Source organism: Bacteroides sp. HF-162 (genome assembly GCF_015679285.1).
GTDB classification, from domain to species: domain Bacteria; phylum Bacteroidota; class Bacteroidia; order Bacteroidales; family Bacteroidaceae; genus Bacteroides; species Bacteroides uniformis.
The window spans coordinates 4,101,251-4,121,978 of record NZ_CP064937.1; the positions used below are offsets into that span (position 1 = coordinate 4,101,251).

13 protein-coding genes are annotated in these 20,728 nt (G+C 44.7%); 5 read left to right on the top strand and 8 right to left on the bottom strand.

Annotation, left to right across the window (positions count from 1 at the left end; all coding sequences use genetic code 11):
• Positions 1-24: 24 nt before the first annotated feature.
• Genes ITJ87_RS17475 through ITJ87_RS17495 form a run of 5 tightly spaced genes read right to left on the bottom strand, consistent with a single transcriptional unit; the run spans position 25 to position 5,269 of the window.
• Positions 25-1,281 (bottom strand): hemolysin family protein, encoded by a 1,257-nt coding sequence (locus ITJ87_RS17475; RefSeq protein ID WP_117964194.1) that lies wholly within the window; start codon positions 1,279-1,281, stop codon positions 25-27.
• 4 nt (positions 1,282-1,285) lie between these two features.
• The gene (gene lptC / locus ITJ87_RS17480) at positions 1,286-1,912 is read right to left on the bottom strand and encodes an LPS export ABC transporter periplasmic protein LptC (protein WP_117600437.1); all 627 of its coding nucleotides are present in this window, start codon (positions 1,910-1,912) and stop codon (positions 1,286-1,288) included.
• Positions 1,913-1,916: 4 nt separating this feature from the next.
• Positions 1,917-3,242 carry a M48 family metallopeptidase gene (locus ITJ87_RS17485; protein WP_117600438.1) on the bottom strand — a complete coding sequence of 442 codons (1,326 nt, stop codon included), beginning with the start codon at positions 3,240-3,242 and terminating at the stop codon, positions 1,917-1,919.
• A 46-nt stretch (positions 3,243-3,288) separates the two neighbouring features.
• Positions 3,289-4,551, bottom strand: a complete 1,263-nt coding sequence (locus ITJ87_RS17490; protein WP_117600439.1) for a hypothetical protein — start codon at positions 4,549-4,551, stop codon at positions 3,289-3,291.
• On the bottom strand, positions 4,538-5,269 hold the full coding sequence (locus tag ITJ87_RS17495) for a type III pantothenate kinase (RefSeq protein ID WP_117600440.1): 732 nt from the start codon (positions 5,267-5,269) through the stop codon (positions 4,538-4,540). Before ITJ87_RS17495 ends, ITJ87_RS17490 begins: the two co-directional genes overlap by 14 nt.
• A 505-nt stretch (positions 5,270-5,774) precedes the next feature.
• Between ITJ87_RS17495 and ITJ87_RS17500 the strand changes: the two genes are divergently transcribed.
• The 5 genes from ITJ87_RS17500 (at position 5,775) to ITJ87_RS17520 (ending at position 13,780) form a co-directional block, all read left to right on the top strand.
• Complete coding sequence (locus tag ITJ87_RS17500) at positions 5,775-6,995, top strand: DUF4105 domain-containing protein (protein WP_117964193.1); 1,221 nt, start codon at positions 5,775-5,777, stop codon at positions 6,993-6,995.
• Positions 6,995-8,563 carry an alkaline phosphatase family protein gene (locus tag ITJ87_RS17505; RefSeq protein ID WP_117964192.1) on the top strand — a complete coding sequence of 523 codons (1,569 nt, stop codon included), beginning with the start codon at positions 6,995-6,997 and terminating at the stop codon, positions 8,561-8,563. The genes ITJ87_RS17500 and ITJ87_RS17505 overlap by 1 nt, the downstream gene beginning before the upstream one ends.
• Positions 8,564-8,660: 97 nt before the next feature.
• Positions 8,661-11,996 carry a preprotein translocase subunit SecA gene (secA, locus tag ITJ87_RS17510; RefSeq protein WP_117964191.1) on the top strand — a complete coding sequence of 1,112 codons (3,336 nt, stop codon included), beginning with the start codon at positions 8,661-8,663 and terminating at the stop codon, positions 11,994-11,996.
• A 170-nt stretch (positions 11,997-12,166) separates the two neighbouring features.
• Positions 12,167-13,267 (top strand): DUF6340 family protein, encoded by a 1,101-nt coding sequence (locus tag ITJ87_RS17515; RefSeq protein WP_117964190.1) that lies wholly within the window; start codon positions 12,167-12,169, stop codon positions 13,265-13,267.
• 66 nt (positions 13,268-13,333) lie between these two features.
• Entirely contained in the window at positions 13,334-13,780 is a 447-nt protein-coding gene (locus ITJ87_RS17520; RefSeq protein WP_117964189.1) for a hypothetical protein, read from the top strand.
• A gap of 108 nt (positions 13,781-13,888) precedes the next feature.
• Here ITJ87_RS17520 and ITJ87_RS17525 read toward each other — a convergent pair whose 3' ends face one another.
• The 3 genes from ITJ87_RS17525 to ITJ87_RS17535 all read right to left on the bottom strand — a co-directional run bounded on the left by ITJ87_RS17525 (position 13,889) and on the right by ITJ87_RS17535 (position 20,723).
• Positions 13,889-16,891, bottom strand: a complete 3,003-nt coding sequence (locus ITJ87_RS17525) for a glycosyl hydrolase family 28-related protein (RefSeq protein ID WP_117964188.1) — start codon at positions 16,889-16,891, stop codon at positions 13,889-13,891.
• Positions 16,892-16,920: 29 nt separating this feature from the next.
• The gene (locus ITJ87_RS17530; protein WP_117964187.1) at positions 16,921-19,935 is read right to left on the bottom strand and encodes a glycosyl hydrolase family 28-related protein; all 3,015 of its coding nucleotides are present in this window, start codon (positions 19,933-19,935) and stop codon (positions 16,921-16,923) included.
• A gap of 71 nt (positions 19,936-20,006) precedes the next feature.
• Positions 20,007-20,723, bottom strand: a complete 717-nt coding sequence (locus tag ITJ87_RS17535; protein ID WP_117964186.1) for a DUF3823 domain-containing protein — start codon at positions 20,721-20,723, stop codon at positions 20,007-20,009.
• Positions 20,724-20,728 lie beyond the last annotated feature (5 nt).

Sequence of the window (20,728 nt, forward strand, 5' to 3'; positions counted from 1 at the left end):
TTAAAAAATTACGCCTAAATGAAATTATTCAATGACTTTCAGTCTTACCAACTCAATTTTAGTAGCTGTCACCTTGATTATTTTAAACTGATAATTATCCACTTCAATCACTTCATGCAGCTTCGGGAAACTTTGATAACGGTTCAGAATCAGACCGCCCACTGTCAGATAATCGTCCGATTCCGGCAGGTCGAGCCCGAAAGTCTCATTTACCTTTTCTATTTCCAGACGGGCCGAAAGCACATATTCACGTTCACCCAGCTGCTTACATACATAGGACGTATTATCATGCTCATCCTCAATATCGCCGAAAATTTCTTCCACCAAATCCTCCAAAGAAACGATGCCTGCCGTACCACCAAATTCGTCCACCACTACAGCAATCGTTTTTTTCTGCTGCATGAACAGTTTCATCAGTTTGTGAGCCGACATCGTTTCGGGTACAATAGGCACTTCCTTCACGTTATTCTTCCAGTCTGCCGGATTCCTGAACATTTCCGACGAGTGAATATATCCCACCACATTATCTATATTTCCATCATATACTATGATTTTAGAAATACCCGACTCCACAAAAAGACATTTCAATTCTTCCAATGTGGTGGTCAGATCTACAGCTACCACCTCTGTACGCGGTACAATACAGTCGCGTATCTTTATATTCGAAAAATCAAGCGCATTTTGGAATATCTTTACCTCTGCATCCAGTTCTTCTTCACTTTCCGCATTCTCTATGCTCGACTGGATGAAGTAATCCAAATCCACTTTGCCAAAAGCCTTGGCCGACGCTTCCTTGTTTACTTTCATCCCAAATATCCGAAGGAACAGATACGACAATCCCGATGCAAATTTTGAAACAGGAAACAGAATGACATAACATATAAATAAAGGAATGGCACACACCCTCAGCATCAGATTGGGATTGATTTTAAACAAAGTCTTCGGCAAGAACTCACCGGTTACCAAAATAATAAGAGTGGAAATTATAGTCTGCACCAACACCATTACAAAATGGTTGGAAATAATTCCGGCAAGAAGATTCACCTCTATGATTTGTGCCATCAAGATACCATAAATGACAAGCGCGATATTATTACCAACCAGCATGGTCGAGATGAAGTTATTCGGGTTGCGAAGAAAATAGGAAATGATACCGGAAGTGACGCCTGACTTCCTTTCCATCTCAAAGCGCAGTTTATCTACGGAAACAAAGGCAATCTCCATTCCTGAAAAGAAAGCGGAGAAAGCCATGGTTATCAATAAAAAAATAACGGTATCCATTTTATCAATTTATGGTATCAGTCTGCAAGCTATCTGCTGCGGCAGCCTCTTCGTCAACATAGAAGATGCCCTCCGGCTTGCGAATCGTGTAAACAGTCATTTGCTGATTGGATTCAAAGCCATGTCCCGTAATGATACGGTCAGGCTGTTCGATACGGATAAACTCATCCGAATAAATTCTTTGTGTCCGCTGGTCCCAATACAGCAACTCTGTATCAAACTGCTCACCTTTCAAATTCTGTATATGCACATTCCCCATCAGTTTCCATAACTCTTCCTTATTAAAGAAATAGGCTGTATCGGCCTTGATACTTGCCTCCACTTGGAAGATAGAGTCAAACTTTTCCAAATAGACCCCCTTTTCAAAAGCCCAGTATGGAGGATTCTTCCGGTCAAAGACCAGCCACTCTTCCGTATTGATGCGGTAACGTGTTACACCGGAATCAGACACTAGCGTAGTCACCCCGCGGGTGTCCATCACCGCCATAGAATCACGCTCGGTAATGGCATCGCCCAGCTCCTTCTTCTTCCCGGAACATGAAGAAAATAAAAGAAGCATAACCATTGCCCCAAAGACAATGGTTATGCTCGCATTTTTATGATAAACAACGTTGATGAGTTGTAGCAACATAGTTTTATCTGATAGTTGTAGATTCACCTATCCATCCGCCGATAGTGATACGGTCACCAGCTTTGTAACCCAACATAAAGAGGTCTTTAGCCTGGGGAGTGTGACGGGAATAAGTACTAATCAGCTCGTTAGCACGTTCTGTAACTGAAGGATCCACCGCTTTAGCTCTCTGCAACTTATCAATTACTACAAAGTAAGTACACTTATTCAGAGCTGGCTCGTCAGTCCAATTAGGATTGGAACCGTAAAGCTGTGCCAGCAAGATATAAGGATCACCATAGTTTTCCTTAAAGCTAATAGCCTTCTGGCAATATGCTCTTGCCTGAGAAAGTTTCTTAGCCTGCATCAAAGCAGCAGCAGTGGCATATGCCATTTCAGCTTTCTTGTCATTATCGGTTTCCTTAGCCAATGCTTCGTCAAAGTATTTCACGGCATTGTCATAGTCACCTTTTTTATAGTACATGTATGCTACACCTACAGCAGCATCGGCAGTCGGGTCAATTTGATACATGTATTCAGAAGCCTTGAAATAAACTTCACTTTCGTTACACTTCATCAATTTCAAAATATTCAATGCTTTCTTCAAGAAAGTAGAGTCTGTCTTATTTTCTTCTACTTTAGGGCCATAGATATTCTGCAAAGATTCACAATCAGCCACACCACTCTGGATGAACATAGCTACCAAATTATCCTTGATAGTTTGCAGGTTTGCCTTCTTTGCCTCTTTGGTTTCAGCTGCGATAGCATCATCCGCATACTTGGAAGCATCAATATAGTCTTGGAAGAACTGGTCAGTATGATTGTCATCTGCCTTTACCTTCTGCATAGAAACATCCAAGAAATAGTGTAAAACCGCACCTTTGGAGCCGCCCTTTTCTGCTTGGACAGATTCTTTCAGCCAATTGTAAGCTGTATTAAGGTCCGGAGTCGGAGCAAATTGAAGATAATCCACTGCTTTGGCACCCAAAGCATCAGCTACACTCGGCACCCCCTTCATTCCCTTGTTAACAAATTCAGGAATGTACTTCATTCTCAAGTCATACACATCCATCAGCTCATCAAAATACTTCTTATAATCAGCAGAATTTCTATCTTTAATCTGACTCAAGAAACCCACTAAAATCTTCTGAGCATCTGTAAATGTATAATACCGCAGTGTAGGGCAATCCTTCAATACAGCCATACAAGGAGCGTATGCATCCTTAAAGTTACCAGCTCTCACTGCTTCATGAGAGATACTACTGTTCGAATTACAATTTTCAGTCTGTGCGAAAGTACTGGTCGCTCCACCCGAAAGGAGCAAGACAGCCACAAGCGTCTTAATTTTCATTGTATTTAAATTTTAGTTGTTATATTTTTTGTCTATTCAATTTCCATTAATCCACTTTACGCTTGAAGAACCAGCGTTCGTTAAAGGTTACTCCGATACAAATACGCAATGTATTTTCGTTCAAGAACGCAGCTTGGGTTCCTTTGGTTCGCACGTATTGCGCAGAAAGGCTCAATACGGAACGGGTTCTCGGTATAGGTAATCCAAAACCGGCAGTAATGCCATATTCATCAGCGGCACGTACACCGTCTATCTTATAATAAGGCTTGGAGTAATAAGCTCCCAAACGATACTTCACATGAGACAAATAACTTCGTCCCATAGGATTCGGCAGATATTCTGCACCAACGGATACTCTTCCACGGTCGCAAAACGCCTCGTCATTATTCATATAGCTCACTTTACTCCAATTTTGAAACATCACATCCGCTCCCACCGTCAGACGATCGTCGTACACGTATGTCACACCTGCTCCAAATGTTGTTGGAATGCCGCAAGTAACAATAGTGTCCCTTGTTACCGAGGTAACTCCCGTATTACTATTGCCAGTCTGCGTAACTTCGTACGCATCGTTGCTCAAATCATGCCCCGGAGAAAATACGATTCCCAATGTTGCAACATGCTTTTTTCCAAACTGGTGGGTGTACTGTGCTCCAAAATCCAATTTATAGCTCTTTACAGCCACATTAGACTGTATTGTAATAGGAAATACACTAGAACTGGACGGAAAGGTTTCCGCAGCGGTTCTTGTTATATCTCCCCAAAGATACGAAAAATTCGCACCGACGGAAAGATTTTTAATTATTTTAAAGCCTGCACCTAAATAAAGCTGGTGCAGACCTCCTTCTCCCGAATAGCTTACCGTCGTAGATTTGTCTGGGAATTCCGTATCTTCCCGGTACTCTCCCATGCTGTATCCCACATTCGAATAAGGCAATAACCCCAAGCTTATGGCAGCCCATTTACTTGCACGAAATTGCATCGTGATGTAATCAAAACTGGAATTCTTGGCATTTTGTTTCAGAGTGCCGTTACTGAGGTTTGTATTCTGTAGAGAGACTGCTCCATCAAAGATAAAAGTCAGCGAATCTACCGCCGTATAGGATGCCGGATTAGCAAAGTTAGTCTGGTACTTGTCTCGTAAACCATAGGCAATACCACCCATCGCCCTGCTGTTACTTGAGCCTTGTTCAGACAACTGTCCATATCCATATCGTGTATAGGGAGAATTCGTATTATTTTGAGCGACTGCCGCTCCTGATAATATCGTAAGCAAGAGCACTAACAGTGTTTGTCTATAGCCTGTCATTATTATAGTTTAAAATTCTATTTAATCCTTTCAACACTAAAAATCTGTCTGCAAAGATGATACTTTTTAAGTTTGTATCAAAAGAAAAATCATCCCCGCCCGTTAAAAAAACCAAAAGTTCAGGATATTTATGCTTCATAGCCGTAACGTAACCTGAAATTTCATATTCAATACCCTTCAGTACTCCGGCACGGATAGCCGTATCGGTATCCTTCCCCATGGGCACCATCCGCCCCTCAAGAGTCACCATTGGAAGCCGTCCGGTAAACTGATGAAGCGCCTTGAAACGCATCTGCAGGCCGGGAGAGATATTCCCGCCATGATAACGGGCAGCAGCATCGACAAACTCATAAGTGATACAAGTACCGGCATCAATCACCAGTATATCCCTGCCAGGAAATTGCTCATTGGCTCCTACCACCGCCGCCATACGATCATACCCCAGCGTCCGGGGAGTTTCATAGAGGTTTTCTACCGGAAGAGAAGTCTTTTCATTGAGCCACAGAATGGGAACAGCCATACCTTCCAGTTGCGACAACACCTCTCTGCTCAAATCAATGACAGTAGCCACTATCGCTTTTTCAATCGTATATGTACGGCACACTTCAGGCAATCGTTCCAACGTCAGATTGGAGTCATACACCACCTCTACGATACGTCCACCATCAAACACCGCCATCTTGGCAATTGTATTTCCTATATCAATAATGAGATTCACCGTATTGCATAAATTTAGCGGCGCAAAGATATAACATTAATATTGAAATTCAGCAGAAACTGCCTCTTTATTAGAAGAGCAACCGCACAAGAATTCTTATTCATATCCGTACCAAACAAGCACAATGCCACTCCAATAATTTGTTGAGATTTATTAAAACCACAACACCATACCACAACCACCTGATTATCAATATAGTTGAGATGCATTACATTCAGTATACGACCGATCCCTATTCAGTATACGATTGAATGGCATTCAGTATACGGCTGAACCAGGTTCAATATACCACTATTCTTTCACCTATATCATTTGTAAATAGAAAACACTTACCGCTCGTACTCGGAAGTTGATTCAAAACAGCCAATAATGCGAATCAAGAATTGTATCAGGTTCATAATTAAAAAAGATTCTTCGGACACAGATGACTGGGATAACACGAATAACCACTTTAGTTCCTCATCACAAATTGGGATAATATTAGTTTTTTCCGTAAGTTTGCAGCATGAAACGAAGCCTACTTATACATATATATATAGTAATCTTTTTCTTCTGTTTGCCTGCAGCGAATGCCCAGGTGACACAACAGCAAAAGAGTGCTGCAACAGACTCCGTGCGCGTCAGTCTACTGACTTGCGCTGCAGGAGGAGAGATTTATTCCCTATTCGGACACACTGCCATACGGTACGAGAACTATACGCGCGGCATTGACGCCGTCTTCAATTACGGCATGTTCAACTTCAACGCCCCTAACTTCATCTTCCGTTTTGCCTTGGGAGAAACGGATTATCAACTTGGAGTGACCGATTATGAGCATTTCGCCGCCGAATATAACTATCTGGGACGCGATGTCTGGCAACAGACGTTAAACCTAACAGAAGAAGAAAAAGAACGCCTGATAACACTATTGACAGAGAACTACCGCCCCGAAAACCGAGTATACCGCTACAATTTTTTCTACGACAATTGCGCCACCCGCCCGCGAGACCAGATAGAGCGTGCCATCAACGGCACGCTGCAATACGCTGACAATATGACTGATAACAGTACGGGAATCTCTTTCAGGGATTTGCTGCATAAATACAGTGAAGGCCATTTGTGGTCACGTTTCGGCATGGACTTATGCATGGGCAGCAAAGCAGACGAACCCATCAACCGCCGGCTGGCAATGTTCGTCCCCTTCTACATGCAGGAGTATTTCAATAAAGCGCAGATTGTGGACAAAGAAGGACAAGCACGGCCACTGGTTGCCAAAGAAGAAAAAATCGTAGTAACGGGTAAAACACCAGCCGACTTCGTCAGCAGAGGCATCACACCGATGCAGTCGGCTTCGCTATTACTGATACTTGTAGCAGGCATCAGCATTTACGGCATACGAAGAGGAAAAACTCTCTGGGGCATGGACCTCATACTCTTCTTGGTTGCCGGAATGGCTGGATGTATACTGGCATTTTTAGCACTATTCTCACAGCATCCGGCAGTAAGTCCCAATTATATACTATTTGTATTCCATCCATTTCACCTTTTTTGCCTTCCATTCATGCTATCCAGGGTACGAAAAAGGGAAATAAGCCGCTATATGCTGGTTAACTTTGCAGCTTTAACACTTTTTATAGGGCTTTGGGCAATAATTCCGCAGAGAATTCCGCCAGCAATATTACCTTTGGCACTGTGTTTGCTGATACGTTCTGCAAGCAACCTCATTCTGACATACAAACGAAAGTAATGAAAAAAGGACTGATAACTTCCATACTCGCACTTACATTCAGTGGTTTGCAAGCCCAACCGCTGCCTGCCTCCCCAAAGCTGGTGGTAACATTGACCATTGACCAGTTGCGTACAGACTATATGGAAGCATTTTCGTCCTTATACGGAGAAAAGGGGTTTAAGCGCTTACTGCGTGAAGGTAAAGTCTTCCGTCAAGCAGAATTTCCTTTTTGCGGAACGGACCGAGCCTCGGCCATTGCCGCCATCTATACCGGGACAACACCGTCCATGAACGGCATCATTGCAGAGCAGTGGCTGGATGCAGGTACACTACGCCCCATAGACTGTGTAGAAGACCCCAACTTCATGGGCAACTATACCGACGAAAGCACTTCCCCCTCCCAATTACTGACCTCTACCATTGCCGACGAGCTAAAAATAGCTACCCGCAACAAAGGTCTGGTTTATGCCATTGCGCCTTTCCGCGATGCCGCCATATTGGGTGCCGGACACGCGGGGAACGGTGCCTTCTGGCTTAATAACAATACCGGAAAATGGTGCAGTACAACTTATTATAATGAATTTCCGTGGTGGCTGAGTCAATACAACGACCGGAAATCTCCCGACTACCGTATCAAGGATATGGTATGGACACCTGCTCTTCCTTTTACCAACTATACATTTCTGCCCGAATGGCGTAACGAACCATTCAAATACAAGCTGGACGGTGAACGGGCAAACAAATTTCGCCGCCTGATTACCAGTCCTTTCATCAACGAGGAAGTCAACCTGCTGACCGAAGAGCTGCTGAACAAGAGCACTATCGGACAAGATGACGTACCCGACCTATTATCGCTGACTTACTACGCAGGAAATTACAACCACCGGAGTACGCAGGAATGTGCCATGGAAATGCAAGATACCTACGTACGGCTGGACCGTAGTATAGCTTCCTTATTAGAGCTCATAGAACGTAAAGTTGGGCTCCACAACGTACTTTTCTGCATCACCTCCACCGGCTATGCCGACCCGGAAGCTGCCGACCCGGGCGTATATCGGATACCGGGTGGTGAATTCTACCTGAACCGCTGTGCCGCCCTGCTGAACATGTACCTCATGGCATCCTATGGCGAGGGACAATATGTGGAAGCTTATTATGACCAACAAATCTATCTCAACCATAAACTTATTGAGAACAAGCAGCTGAGCCTGACTGAAATTCAAGAAAAATCTGCCGAATTTCTGGTTCAGTTCAGTGGCGTGAGCGAAGTATATTCAGCTCATCGCCTGCTTTTGGGCCCCTGGTCACCGCAAATAGAACGTATACGCAATGGTTTTCACCGCAAGCGCTCTGGCGATTTGCTCATTGAAATACTTCCGGGCTGGACTATCATGCAGGAAAATAGTATTGATAACCGTGTAGTACGTACGGCCGATATTCCTGCTCCCCTCATTTTATTGGGAGGAGGAATGAAGGCTGAAATCATCCGTATACCCATCAGTATCGACCGCATTGCCCCTACCCTGGCAAGTGTAATGCGCATCCGCGCCCCTAATGCAAGTACAGCATCTCCCCTCGACTTTTGATTCTAAAATAATCTGTGCAAATCTGGATAATCTGTATAGAAATCAGTAACTTTGCACGCTCAACTAACTCAGCAATAATAATAAAAACAAATATATAATGGGATTTAATGAATTTTTAAGCTCGATTTTCGGCAACAAATCCACACGCGACATGAAAGAGATACAACCGTGGGTGGAGAAAATCAAAGCCGCTTACCCGGAAGTAGCCAAACTCGACAACGACGCCCTACGCGCCAAGACAGAAGAACTGAAAGCCTACATCCACGATTCGGCAGCCGAACAACGCGCCAAAGTGGAAGAACTGAAAGCCAGCGTTGAAGATACCGAACTGGAAAAACGCGAAGACCTCTTCAACCAAATCGACAAAATCGAGAAAGAGATATTGGAGATTTATGAAAAAGCGCTGGACGAAGTATTACCCACCGCTTTCTCTATTGTAAAGGAAACAGCCAAACGATTCTCTGAAAATGAAGAAATAGTGGTTACAGCTACCGATTTTGACCGCCAACTGGCTGCCACTAAAGACTTTGTACGCATCGAAGGCGATAAAGCCATCTACCAGAACCATTGGATAGCAGGTGGCAACGATACTGTATGGAACATGGTACATTATGATGTACAGCTATTCGGCGGTGTGGTTCTACATAAAGGTAAGATTGCCGAAATGGCAACCGGTGAAGGTAAGACATTGGTAGCTACCCTACCGGTATTCCTCAATGCCCTGACTGGTAACGGCGTGCACGTGGTAACAGTGAACGACTATCTGGCAAAACGTGACTCCGAATGGATGGGTCCTCTTTACATGTTCCACGGTTTGAGTGTAGATTGCATCGACAAGCACCAGCCCAACTCTGATGCCCGTCGCAAAGCTTATCTGGCAGACATCACGTTCGGTACAAACAATGAATTCGGTTTCGACTACCTGCGTGACAACATGGCTATCAGCCCCAAAGACCTGGTACAACGCCAACATAATTATGCCATTGTCGATGAGGTGGACTCAGTATTGATTGATGATGCCCGTACTCCGCTGATTATCTCCGGACCGGTTCCCAAAGGCGATGACCAACTCTTCGAACAGCTCCGCCCACAAGTAGAACGTCTGGTAGAAGCTCAGAAAAAACTGGCTACCCAATACCTGGCCGATGCCAAGCGCCTGATTGCATCGAACGATAAGAAAGACCAGGAAGAAGGCTTCCTCGCTTTGTACCGCAGTCACAAGTGCCTGCCCAAGAACAAGGCACTCATCAAGTTCCTCAGCGAACAAGGCATCAAGGCCGGTATGCTGAAGACCGAAGAAATCTACATGGAGCAGAACAACAAGCGCATGCACGAGGTGACTGACCCGCTGTACTTCGTTATCGAAGAGAAAATGAACAGCGTGGATTTGACAGACAAGGGCGTAGACTTGATTAGTAGCAATGTAGAGGACCCCACTTTCTTCGTACTCCCCGATATCACAGCGCAACTCTCTGCCTTGGAAAACGAAACAGAGCTGACAGACGAACAGCGCCTTGAAAAGAAGGATGCCCTGATGACCAACTATGCCATCAAAAGCGAACGTGTGCATACCATCAACCAACTGTTGAAGGCATACACCATGTTCGAGAAAGATGACGAATATGTGGTAATCGACGGCCAAGTGAAGATTGTGGATGAGCAGACGGGACGTATTATGGAAGGACGTCGTTATTCTGACGGTTTGCACCAAGCCATCGAAGCCAAAGAAGGCGTGAAAGTAGAAGCTGCCACCCAGACTTTTGCCACCATTACATTACAGAACTATTTCCGTATGTACCACAAACTATCCGGTATGACCGGTACGGCAGAAACAGAAGCCGGCGAGTTGTGGGACATCTACAAACTGGATGTAGTGGTTATTCCGACCAACCGCCCCATTGCCCGTAACGACATGAACGACCGCGTTTACAAGACAAAACGTGAAAAATATAAAGCAGTCATCGAAGAGATAGAAAAAATGGTGGCAGCAGGACGCCCCGTACTGGTGGGTACCACTTCTGTTGAAATCTCTGAAATGTTGAGCAAAATGCTCACCATGCGTAAGATTGAACATAGTGTATTGAATGCCAAACTGCATCAGAAAGAAGCGGATATTGTGGCTACTGCCGGTTTGAAATGTGCTGTAACCATTGCTACCAATATGGCCGGTCGTGGTACCGACATCAAGTTGAGTCCGGAAGTGAAAGCTGCAGGCGGTCTTGCCATCATCGGTACAGAACGCCACGAATCACGCCGTGTGGACCGTCAGTTACGTGGTCGTGCAGGACGTCAAGGCGACCCGGGTTCTTCTGTATTCTTCGTATCTTTGGAAGATGACCTGATGCGTTTGTTCTCCAGTGACCGCATTGCCAGTGTAATGGACAAACTGGGTTTCAAAGAAGGTGAAATGATTGAACACGGCATGATTTCCAAATCCATTGAACGTGCGCAAAAGAAAGTTGAGGAAAACAACTTCGGCATCCGTAAGCGTCTGTTGGAATATGACGACGTGATGAACAAGCAACGTACAGTAGTCTACACCAAACGCCGCCACGCTTTGATGGGCGAACGTATCGGTATGGATATCGTGAACATGATTTGGGACCGTTGTGCCAACGCCGTCGAAGCACCCGACTATGAAAACTGCAAGATGGATGTGCTCCAGACGCTTGCCATGGAAGTACCTTTCACCGAAGAGGAATTCCGTAATGAGAAGAAAGAAAAACTGGCAGACAGAACTTTTGACGCTGCCATGGAACTCTTCAAACGCAAGACAGAACGTATGGCACAGATAGCCTATCCGGTCATCAAGCAAGTATACGAAATGCAGGGACACATGTACGAAAACATACTTATCCCCATCACAGACGGAAAACGTATGTACAACATCTCCTGCAACCTGAAGAAAGCTTACGAGACAGAATGTAAGGAGGTGGTGAAGTCATTCGAGAAATCCATCTTGCTGCATGTTATCGACGAAGCATGGAAAGAAAACCTGCGCGAGCTGGACGAGCTGAAACACTCCGTGCAGAATGCAAGTTACGAGCAGAAAGACCCGCTACTGATTTACAAGCTGGAATCTGTGAACTTGTTTGATGCAATGGTCAACAAAATCAATAACCAGACCATCTCTATCCTGATGCGTGGACAAATCCCGGTACAAGAGGCTCCGGCTGAAGCCCCTGAGGCTCCCCAGGCTCCCCGCCAAGTAGAGGTGCGCCAGGCTGCTCCGGAACAACGCCAGGATATGAGCAAGTATCGCGAACAGAAGGTTGATTTGAATGACCCGAACCAGCAGGCCGCTGCGGCACAAGATACACGTGAACAACCAAGACGCGAACCTATCCGTGCCGAGAAGACCGTAGGACGCAATGATCCTTGTCCTTGCGGAAGCGGTAAGAAATACAAAAACTGCCACGGAAGGAATGCATAAATCAAAGCTATAAAATGATAAAGCGATAGGGTGATAAGATGATACCGTCAGGTATCTTTTATCACCCTATCACTTTTTCTCCTGCCACATTATCACATTTTTTATTCGTTCCAGCTTTTGAATATTCAGCTAAAAGAGTACTTTTGCTCCAAAGAACAAAACCAAAGACTATGACCAAATATCACTATTGTCTGTTATTGATGGGTTCTCTGCTGTTAGGCAGCTGCCAGAGTGTAGAACAACTGTCCATTGATTACATGCTTCCGGCAGAAGTCAGTTTCCCGGCAACATTGAAACGTGTGGCTGTTGTCAACAACATGCCAAACGTACCGGACAACAAACTCATCATCAGTGAGGAAGAACAGAAAAAAAGTGAGAATGAGGTGGCACGCCTCACCAACTACTACAATGGAGACGCCGCAATAACAACCGAATCCCTTGCAGAGGCCCTTGCCAACGAAAACTATTTTGAAGAGGTTGTGATATGCGACTCTGCCCTCCGGAGTAAAGACATCAATCCCCGCGAAAGCACATTATCGAGGGATGAAGTACTGGAACTTACACAGAATTTGGACGTAGATTTCCTGATAGCCCTGGAAAACATACAAATGCGTTCCAATCGCAAGATAAGTTATATGCCCGACTGGGGTGTGTTCCTCGGCACAGTGGATGTAAAGGTATATCCTACCGTCAGAATATATTTACCTAACCGCAAAGGTCCTATGGTAACCGTCAACAGCAATGACAGTATTTTCTGGGAAGAGGCAGGAAATGGTGAAGCGTCAGTACGTTCCCGCCTCATCAGCGAAGAAGACATGGTGAAGCAAGCATCTGAATTTGCAGGAACGGTTCCGGTAAGACATCTACTCCCCTATTGGAAAACCGGTAACCGCTATCTCTTCAGTGGTGGTTCTGTAAATATGCGTGACGCAGCCGTATATGCCAAAGAAGAAAATTGGAGTAAAGCAGTAGAGCTCTGGAAGCAGACCTACGAAACAAAAAAAGGAAAACAGAAAATGTATGCAGCCTATAACACCGCTTTGGGCTACGAAATGCAAGACAGCATAGATACTGCCTTGGAATGGGCATTAAAAGCGCAAAACCTTGCCCGTGAGAAAAGCAAGACAGACAAAAAAGAGACAGGCGAAATACATGATGGAACCATCTCCTATTACATCTTTATCAGCATGTATGTAGACGAATTGGAGAAACGAAAAGAGGGAATGGCACGCCTGAACATGCAAATGAACAGATTTGATGATGATTTTTAGTCAAATGATGCAGAGATAACCGTTTTTTTTATACCTTTGAACAACCATTAAGAAAAGAAAGTTATTATGAAGCTCAGTCAATCGTCATTAGCACTCTTAGAGGACACTCTTAAAAAAGCAATCGGCAAATACACCTGCGGTTGCGAACAGACTATCGTTACAGACATTCATCTGCAACCGAATCAGAATTCGGGCGAACTGTCTATCTTTGATGATGAAGACAAGGAGCTAGCCAATACCACCATTGAAGAATGGATGACATACGAGGGAGATGATTTCTACGAAAATGTAGAGCGTATCTTGTCCTCACTGCTCTGCAGCATGAAAAATGAAGGAAAGTTCGACAAGCTGACAATTCTGAAACCATTCTCTTTTGTACTGGTGGATGACGATAGAGAAACAATAGCAGAACTGCTGCTGATGGATGATGATACTCTATTGGTCAATGAGGAGCTACTGAAAGGATTGGATGAGGAACTGGATTCTTTTCTGAAAGAGCTGCTGGAAAAATAATATTCCAAGTAATCAGCCTATAAGGAAAAGATACCTTCTTATAATAAATTAGCCCCTACGATATAAAACAACCGCAGGGGCTAATTCTTTTTTTACCTACACCAATACCTAACGTATCTTAATTCCATAGAAAGAACTTGAGGTGGTAACAAAAAGTATATCCTTCTGCCTTCCACCAATTGCCAAGGAAATCGGGCGTTCTTCTATCTGAATACGTCTCTGCTCTTTACCATATTTGTCATAGACAAATATTTCACCATCAGCAACATAGACATTCCCATCAGCATCGGTCACATTACTGTATTGGCCATAAGGACATATTATTCCTTGTTCTGTCAAACGGCCATCCACACCAACGGAAAGTTGTACTGTCGTTTTATTCATCTCATTTACAATATAAACCGGTTCTGACTGACCGGGCACTGTAACAGTCAAAGCACAAGAACGTCCCAAATCATAGGTATCCGGAATAATTGTCACGCCATCCGGAGCGACAAAACTATACTCAGGCATACTGGCAACCACCTTGTCAAAGTCACCTCTCCAGCGACTGGAAGGGTGAATGACCTTCTGTATATTCTTCATACCGGCTGTAACAACACGTGGCATAGGCTTCATCGTAGCATCCACGCTATCCGGATTAAAAGAATACCCCCAAGCACTCCAGCCACTGTTACCCCAACCACTGTACATCGGATTATCATCCGGCAAGCGCACTACCGTTTCCTGCTTGCCGTTCACCAGATAACCCGGCTGAGGGTCATAGCGGAAAATAACCAGTAGATTGTCTTGCGTATCAGTAGCCAATGTAAAAGGCTTCCAGGGATAATCAGCTATCAAAGTAATCTGCTCTGTGTCTGCCGACCATCTATAGATTTTCTTCAGACGGTTTTCACAGAAGTAGATATTTCCTTTACTGTCGGTAGTAGCTCCGGAGGCCAGTTCAAAACCGGTAGCCAGCTTCACAGGCTTGTCCATGACCGTGCAGGAAGGGCGAAGGCTCTTCTCGCTGCCCGAAACAGTGAGACGGGCAAAGTCCCACGAATAAACGGGCAACTTCTTATTCATATCATATATAGGAAACTCTATGACTGGCAATATCTGCGTATAATTGTGCATATTACGGAAAGTGATATTCTTGCAATCCCATATGCGGAAACCTATCCTCTTTGGCATAAAAGCACGGATAACGCGATACATCCACACATTTACCATTTCGATATTTTGACAATTGGACATTTCTGCCATATAACAATCAGGCCCTTCACGACCTTCTTCCTCAAACTGGAAAGCATAAATTTTCCAGTTGGCCACATTATGGAAACGGGCTTCAGTACGGACATGATGCTCCAAAGACATGGCATAAATACGTCCCGGAGTCTTCGTTTCGCTAATATAAAGCCCACTGGCAGCATACGTACTGGCTGTCCAAACATCCTTAATTGTCCCACCGCCATTGTTTGTAATCCACAAACTCCAATACTGGTTGTCCCAAGCCATATCCTTACCGGTCTCCATGACCGGAGAAGACGGGGAACTAATTCGACGCTCGCCCCTGCGGTAAGACGACTGTCCGGAAGCATTCGGAGCCGGTTTGCGCAAGGTGCCGTGCCCGCCTACAAACTTCACATCATTCAAGTACGAACACTCACCCGCCATCCATTTACAGCCGACAGCACGGTAATTATACGCACCAGTATTAATACCTATACCATTCAGTACGTCGTCGCCGCCTTCGGAAGATTCAACCAAAGGCACAGGCACGCCGAAACCACTGAATGCAGGCTCGCTTTCCTTCAACAGAAATTGAGTCCCAAAAGGATGCAGCCCAATCAGCTTAGTACCGGGAGACAGCTTCAACGTTCTCGTCAGGCGATACCAACCCTGGGGCACATAGATGTTTTTATGCAAAGAGACAGCTTTCTCAAAAACTTCCGTATCATCAGTCTCGCCATCACCTTTTGCCCCTAAGTCTCGGATATTGACCCATGTCTCCATTGCCGGAAGAACCGGAAGGTCCTTGCCAAGTGTAACCGGCAGTTTTGCCACCGGCTCTATTTCACATATTTCCCTGAAAGAAGAAGCATCATTCAAATCCTGATACACCAGACCGTAAGTAAACTCCTTGACTCTGTACATTTTTGCTTTTCCGGCAACTTTCTTTCCACTTTGAGCATAGCCCACCAGTACGGGAACATTCCTGCAATCCACATTCACCAGATTCAATTGCGAAAAAGTATTTCCCTCTACGCTTACCCTGACACCGGCTTCCGAAATATTCTCCCACAACGAATTCTCCACATGAAGGCGGTCTGCCAGATTCTCTGCCATTTCAAAGGCAACGGGCGTATTCTTCACATGCATATTGACGATGGCAAACCCCACCTCTTTTGAATAGACAGCCGCCTTTCTCTGCCCCTCAAAGTAAGTATCGACCATCATCATAGGCCATCCCGGAGAAGTCCTAGAGGAAATTATCCCATATTCACCGCCATAAAACCTAACGTCTTCCAGTTCATTGCCAACATCATACATGCCGGCTTTTCCCGAACCAATCCGAATGTCGCAATGATTGATAAATCCATGCTGGGCAAAATGCGCACGAATGGCGACGGCTTGAGGATTACCTTTGTCTATACGGAAATCCACATTGGACACCGCACTATAGAAAGTACCTGCACCGGCATCCGAAGGCTTCCTGCCCTCTTGTGCCAGCCCTCCCGTAAACCATATCATATAATTTTGAGTAGTCTGGAAACCGGGTGTATCGGCTCCCAAATAAATCACCGGCCGTTTCTTCCCATAACCAATCAGCCGAATGGATGAGGGAATTTGAATCGTCTTGCTAATGCGATAATTTCCTTCCGGCAGAAACAGTATCCCAAAATTCTTTTCGCGCTTCACCTGATTGATTGCCTCTTGAAGCGCATCGGTCACGTCGGACTTTCCATCAGCCTTGAAGCCGTAATTCTCCGGGGTAAAGTAGAATGCTTCCGGATCGTCCGGTCTTTGCGTATAGGCGGAACCACCCCCTACCGCCCACCCGGACGACATATTACAGATAATCCAACAGACTATCAGCAGGTATCTCATTATTTGATAATTTCTCATTACACAGATTGTTTTAATATGGATTTTCCTTATTTAATACGTACACCAAAGAACTTGGAACGGCCTGTGACAAACAATGTATTGCCATCCTTACCGCCAAACTGTAATGTGGACGGACGTTCGGGAACACGAATCATCCCTTTCTTCTTGCCATCCTTATCAAATACATATATTTCTCCGTCAGCCACATACAAGTTCCCTTCCTTATCTACAGCAGAACCAAATTCGCCCTGCTCCACAAAATAGCTCAAGTTGGAGAGCGTGCCGTCATTGGCCACATCCATCTTCACCATTCTGCGGTCATATTCATCAGAGGTATAGAAAGGCTTTCCCGGATAGGCTTCCAGCAAGGAAGAACTACGTGACAAGTCTAAATAATGAGGAATGATAGTTTTTCCATCCGGTGCCAGGAAGCACATTTCAGGAACATAGACCGACACCGCATTGAAATCGTGGAAGTCTCTCCAACGGTTAGAAGGATAAAGAGCCTTATACACGTTCTTCACTTGACCCATCGGAACACGCGGCAACAGTTTGATGGTCTCTTCCGGATTTTCCGGGTCAATGGAGTAGACTCTCATTGTATATGCGGAATTACCATATCCGCTGAAAGAAGTACCTTTTGTATCAGGCATTACCGGCATTTCCTCCGGTTTACCATTAATCAGATATCCCGGCTGCGCATCATATCTGAACAATACCAATAGATTATCTTCTGAATCAAAAGCCAGGTTGGAGGGTTTCCACGGGAAATCTGCCAGCAGCGACAAGCTGTTTGTCTCTACCGACCATTTAAAGATACGACGCATCCGATGGTCGCAGAAGTAAATGTTACCTTTACTGTCGCGCGCAATGCCTTCGGCAAATTCCAAATCGGAAGCCAATTGGTTCACCTTACCTATTTCATTGCCTAACGGTTGCTGATGAGGTTCTTTTCCGGTTACAATCAAGCGAGAAAGTTCCCACGGGCGGATGTCAATGTCTTTGTTGACATCGAACACTGCAATGTTATTCGTATATTTAATCTGAGAATAGTTATGCAGGTTCAGAAATGCGATGTTCTCGCAATTGCGGATACGTACAGAACTGTGATACGGTTCATTGACACGGATAACGCGGAACATATACAAGTTTGCAAAGGTCACATCCTTGCAGTCGTCCATCTCTATCGGTTGGCAATCGGTACTTTCGCGGCTCTCTTCCTCGGTTTGCATGCAATACACCTTCCAGTTGGACACCTTGTTGAAACGTACTTCATTTCTTACATGATGCTCGATGGACATGGCATAGATACGCCCCGGAGTAGAAGTATTGTTGGCATAGAAACCATTGGTGGCATATGTGCTTGCTGTCCAGATGTCTTTAAAGGTGCCGCCACCGTTGTTGGTCACCCACAGACTCCAATACTGGTTGTCCCAAGCAAGATCCATGCCCGAAGCCGCTACCGGATTATCGGGAGAGCTGATACGAGCCGGTCTGTTCCACCGGCCACGTGGTTCCTCAACACCCGGTTTAGGTTTCCATAAACCGCCATGCCCGCCTACAAACTTCACGTCATTCATATAAGAATCTGCATTTGCCATCCACTTCACACCTACAGCACGATAGTTATAACCGCCGGTATTGATACCAATGCCCACCAGCATATTTGCACCGCCTTCCGAAGATTCCACCATCGCTTTCGGACCGCCAAAACCACTGAATGCAGCAGTACTTTCGTCCAGCTGGAACTGAGTGCCAAAAGGATGCAGGCCTATCAACTTGGTATCGGGCTTCATCTTCAAAGTTTCGGTAATGCGATACCAGCCCTGGGGTACATAGATATTATCATACTTGTCAATAGCCTCCTGGATGGCCTTCGTATCATCCGTTTCCCCATCTCCCTTTGCACCGAGTTCGCGCAGATTTACCCATGTTGCCATTGCAGGCAGTGCAGGGATGTCCATCAGTTGGGCAACCGGCATCTTCTGTATCGGTTCAATATCAACCAACGTTTCATTTTCCGGCATATCCACCATGTTATCCATCTGCAAGCCGTGGTCGTATGACTTTACCTTATAGATTTTATGAGCAACATGGGTGGCCGTATTGCTACGGGTATATTTCGCCAAGGTCGGTACATTCTTACAATATACATTGCGGAAGGTTATCTGATTGTTGCTGTTGTTCTCGTTGGTAATCACCACTGCCGGACCACTTACATTTTCAAAATAGCTGTTTTCCAAAAATAACTTGTCGCAATAATTAGGGTCAATATCAAATACAGCCGGAACATTCTTGGCATACAGATTCACCATTGCCAAACCGGACTCCTGACAACGAAGAGCAGCTACACGTTGTCCCTCAAAATAAGAGTCGACCATCATTACCGGCCATCCGGGAGAAGCTTTTGTCGTATAAATGCCATAATCTCCCCCGTAAAAAGCAACGTTTTCCAACTCATTGCCCACATCGAACAGACCAGCCTTGCCTTTACCTATGTATACGGCCACATAACTGATAAAACTGTGTTGGGCAAAGTGTGTGCGTAACGCCACTGCATGCGGATTGCCATCTTCTATACGCAAGTTGATATTCGACATGGCACTGTAGAACGTACTGGCACCGGCATCACGGGGTTTCTCACCTTCCTTGACAACGGCTCCCGTAAACCAGAACATGTATTTAGCTTTTCCTTTATCATCAGCTACTTCCTCCTGAAAACCCGGAGAATTCTTAGCCAGAATAAATTCCGGGCGATTCTTTCCATAGCCAATCAAACGAATAGCCGTAGGAATATAAATGGTCTTGCTGATTTTATATTTACCTTCAGGGATAAAAAGGATTCCGAAATTCTTTTCTTTCTTCACTTGATTAATCGCTGCCTGCAAAGCATCCGATACATCCATCTTTCCATCCGCCTTTATAGGATAGTTCTCGGGAGTGAAATAAAAAGCTTCGGAGTCATTGGGTTTTAGAGGATAAATCGAATTCAATTGTACAGCATACAACTGAGTACATATCATCCCCAGCAAAATTAAAATAATCGTGTTCAATTTCTTCATGGTCTTATTTTTAATGTATGGATAAAAAAAGACGTTCTGCCGTCAAGCAGAACGTCTCCCTCTGCTATAAATTACAATTTTATAACTACTACCGGCGCATAATTATGCCGTACAGTGCCCACACCCGAAACATCAGCCAGAGCGCCAATACGGAAATAATAATTCTTGCTGTATTTCAAGACATCAGCATTTTGTCCCAGATCGATGGACAATGTATAAATATCAGCGCTATTTATAGCAGTACTCGGACTAAACACTTGCTTATCAGTCCCTCCATTCAACGTCAATTTCACATTGTTACCTACCCACATATCTGAAAAAGCAAACAACTGAATCTCTTTCAATTTCACTTCTTGTTTACCAGCTTCCAACGAGAATGTAGCAGTAATTACATTGCCATTCTTTTCTACTTTTGGACTTTTGACGCGAATATAAGGAATAACCTTGAAATCATACACATTATCCCCCGGTTTAACAACAAAATCCTTCACTTCAAACGGATAAAAATTCCCATTTTCAAAACGGACATCATAAGTGGCGGCAAAAACCATATTGTTACGATATTCTCCGGTATTTGTGATGTACCAGGTTTGATCCGTAGCATTAGTAAATCCATGCTCCCTCACTTTAATTGCATTACCGTTTTCCATATCAGAACCTACAAGTTCACCGGTCTGTTCGTCAAGGATAGAACCATGTATGGAAGCATCCGGTCCCTCATAATTATCAATTTCACAAGATGTCAATGCGAATAAGAAGCATGACACAAATAACAATATCTTTTTCATAACTT

Coding starts and splice junctions, on each gene's coding strand:
- ITJ87_RS17520 (WP_117964189.1), top strand. CDS start 13,334: ATGAAGCTCAGTCAATCGTCATTAGCACTCTTAGAGGACACTCTTAAA.
- ITJ87_RS17515 (WP_117964190.1), top strand. CDS start 12,167: ATGACCAAATATCACTATTGTCTGTTATTGATGGGTTCTCTGCTGTTA.
- ITJ87_RS17530 (WP_117964187.1), bottom strand. CDS start 19,935: ATGAAGAAATTGAACACGATTATTTTAATTTTGCTGGGGATGATATGT.
- ITJ87_RS17475 (WP_117964194.1), bottom strand. CDS start 1,281: ATGGATACCGTTATTTTTTTATTGATAACCATGGCTTTCTCCGCTTTC.
- ITJ87_RS17525 (WP_117964188.1), bottom strand. CDS start 16,891: ATGAGAAATTATCAAATAATGAGATACCTGCTGATAGTCTGTTGGATT.
- ITJ87_RS17500 (WP_117964193.1), top strand. CDS start 5,775: ATGAAACGAAGCCTACTTATACATATATATATAGTAATCTTTTTCTTC.
- ITJ87_RS17535 (WP_117964186.1), bottom strand. CDS start 20,723: ATGAAAAAGATATTGTTATTTGTGTCATGCTTCTTATTCGCATTGACA.
- ITJ87_RS17485 (WP_117600438.1), bottom strand. CDS start 3,242: ATGAAAATTAAGACGCTTGTGGCTGTCTTGCTCCTTTCGGGTGGAGCG.
- secA (WP_117964191.1), top strand. CDS start 8,661: ATGGGATTTAATGAATTTTTAAGCTCGATTTTCGGCAACAAATCCACA.
- ITJ87_RS17505 (WP_117964192.1), top strand. CDS start 6,995: ATGAAAAAAGGACTGATAACTTCCATACTCGCACTTACATTCAGTGGT.
- ITJ87_RS17490 (WP_117600439.1), bottom strand. CDS start 4,551: ATGACAGGCTATAGACAAACACTGTTAGTGCTCTTGCTTACGATATTA.
- lptC (WP_117600437.1), bottom strand. CDS start 1,912: ATGTTGCTACAACTCATCAACGTTGTTTATCATAAAAATGCGAGCATA.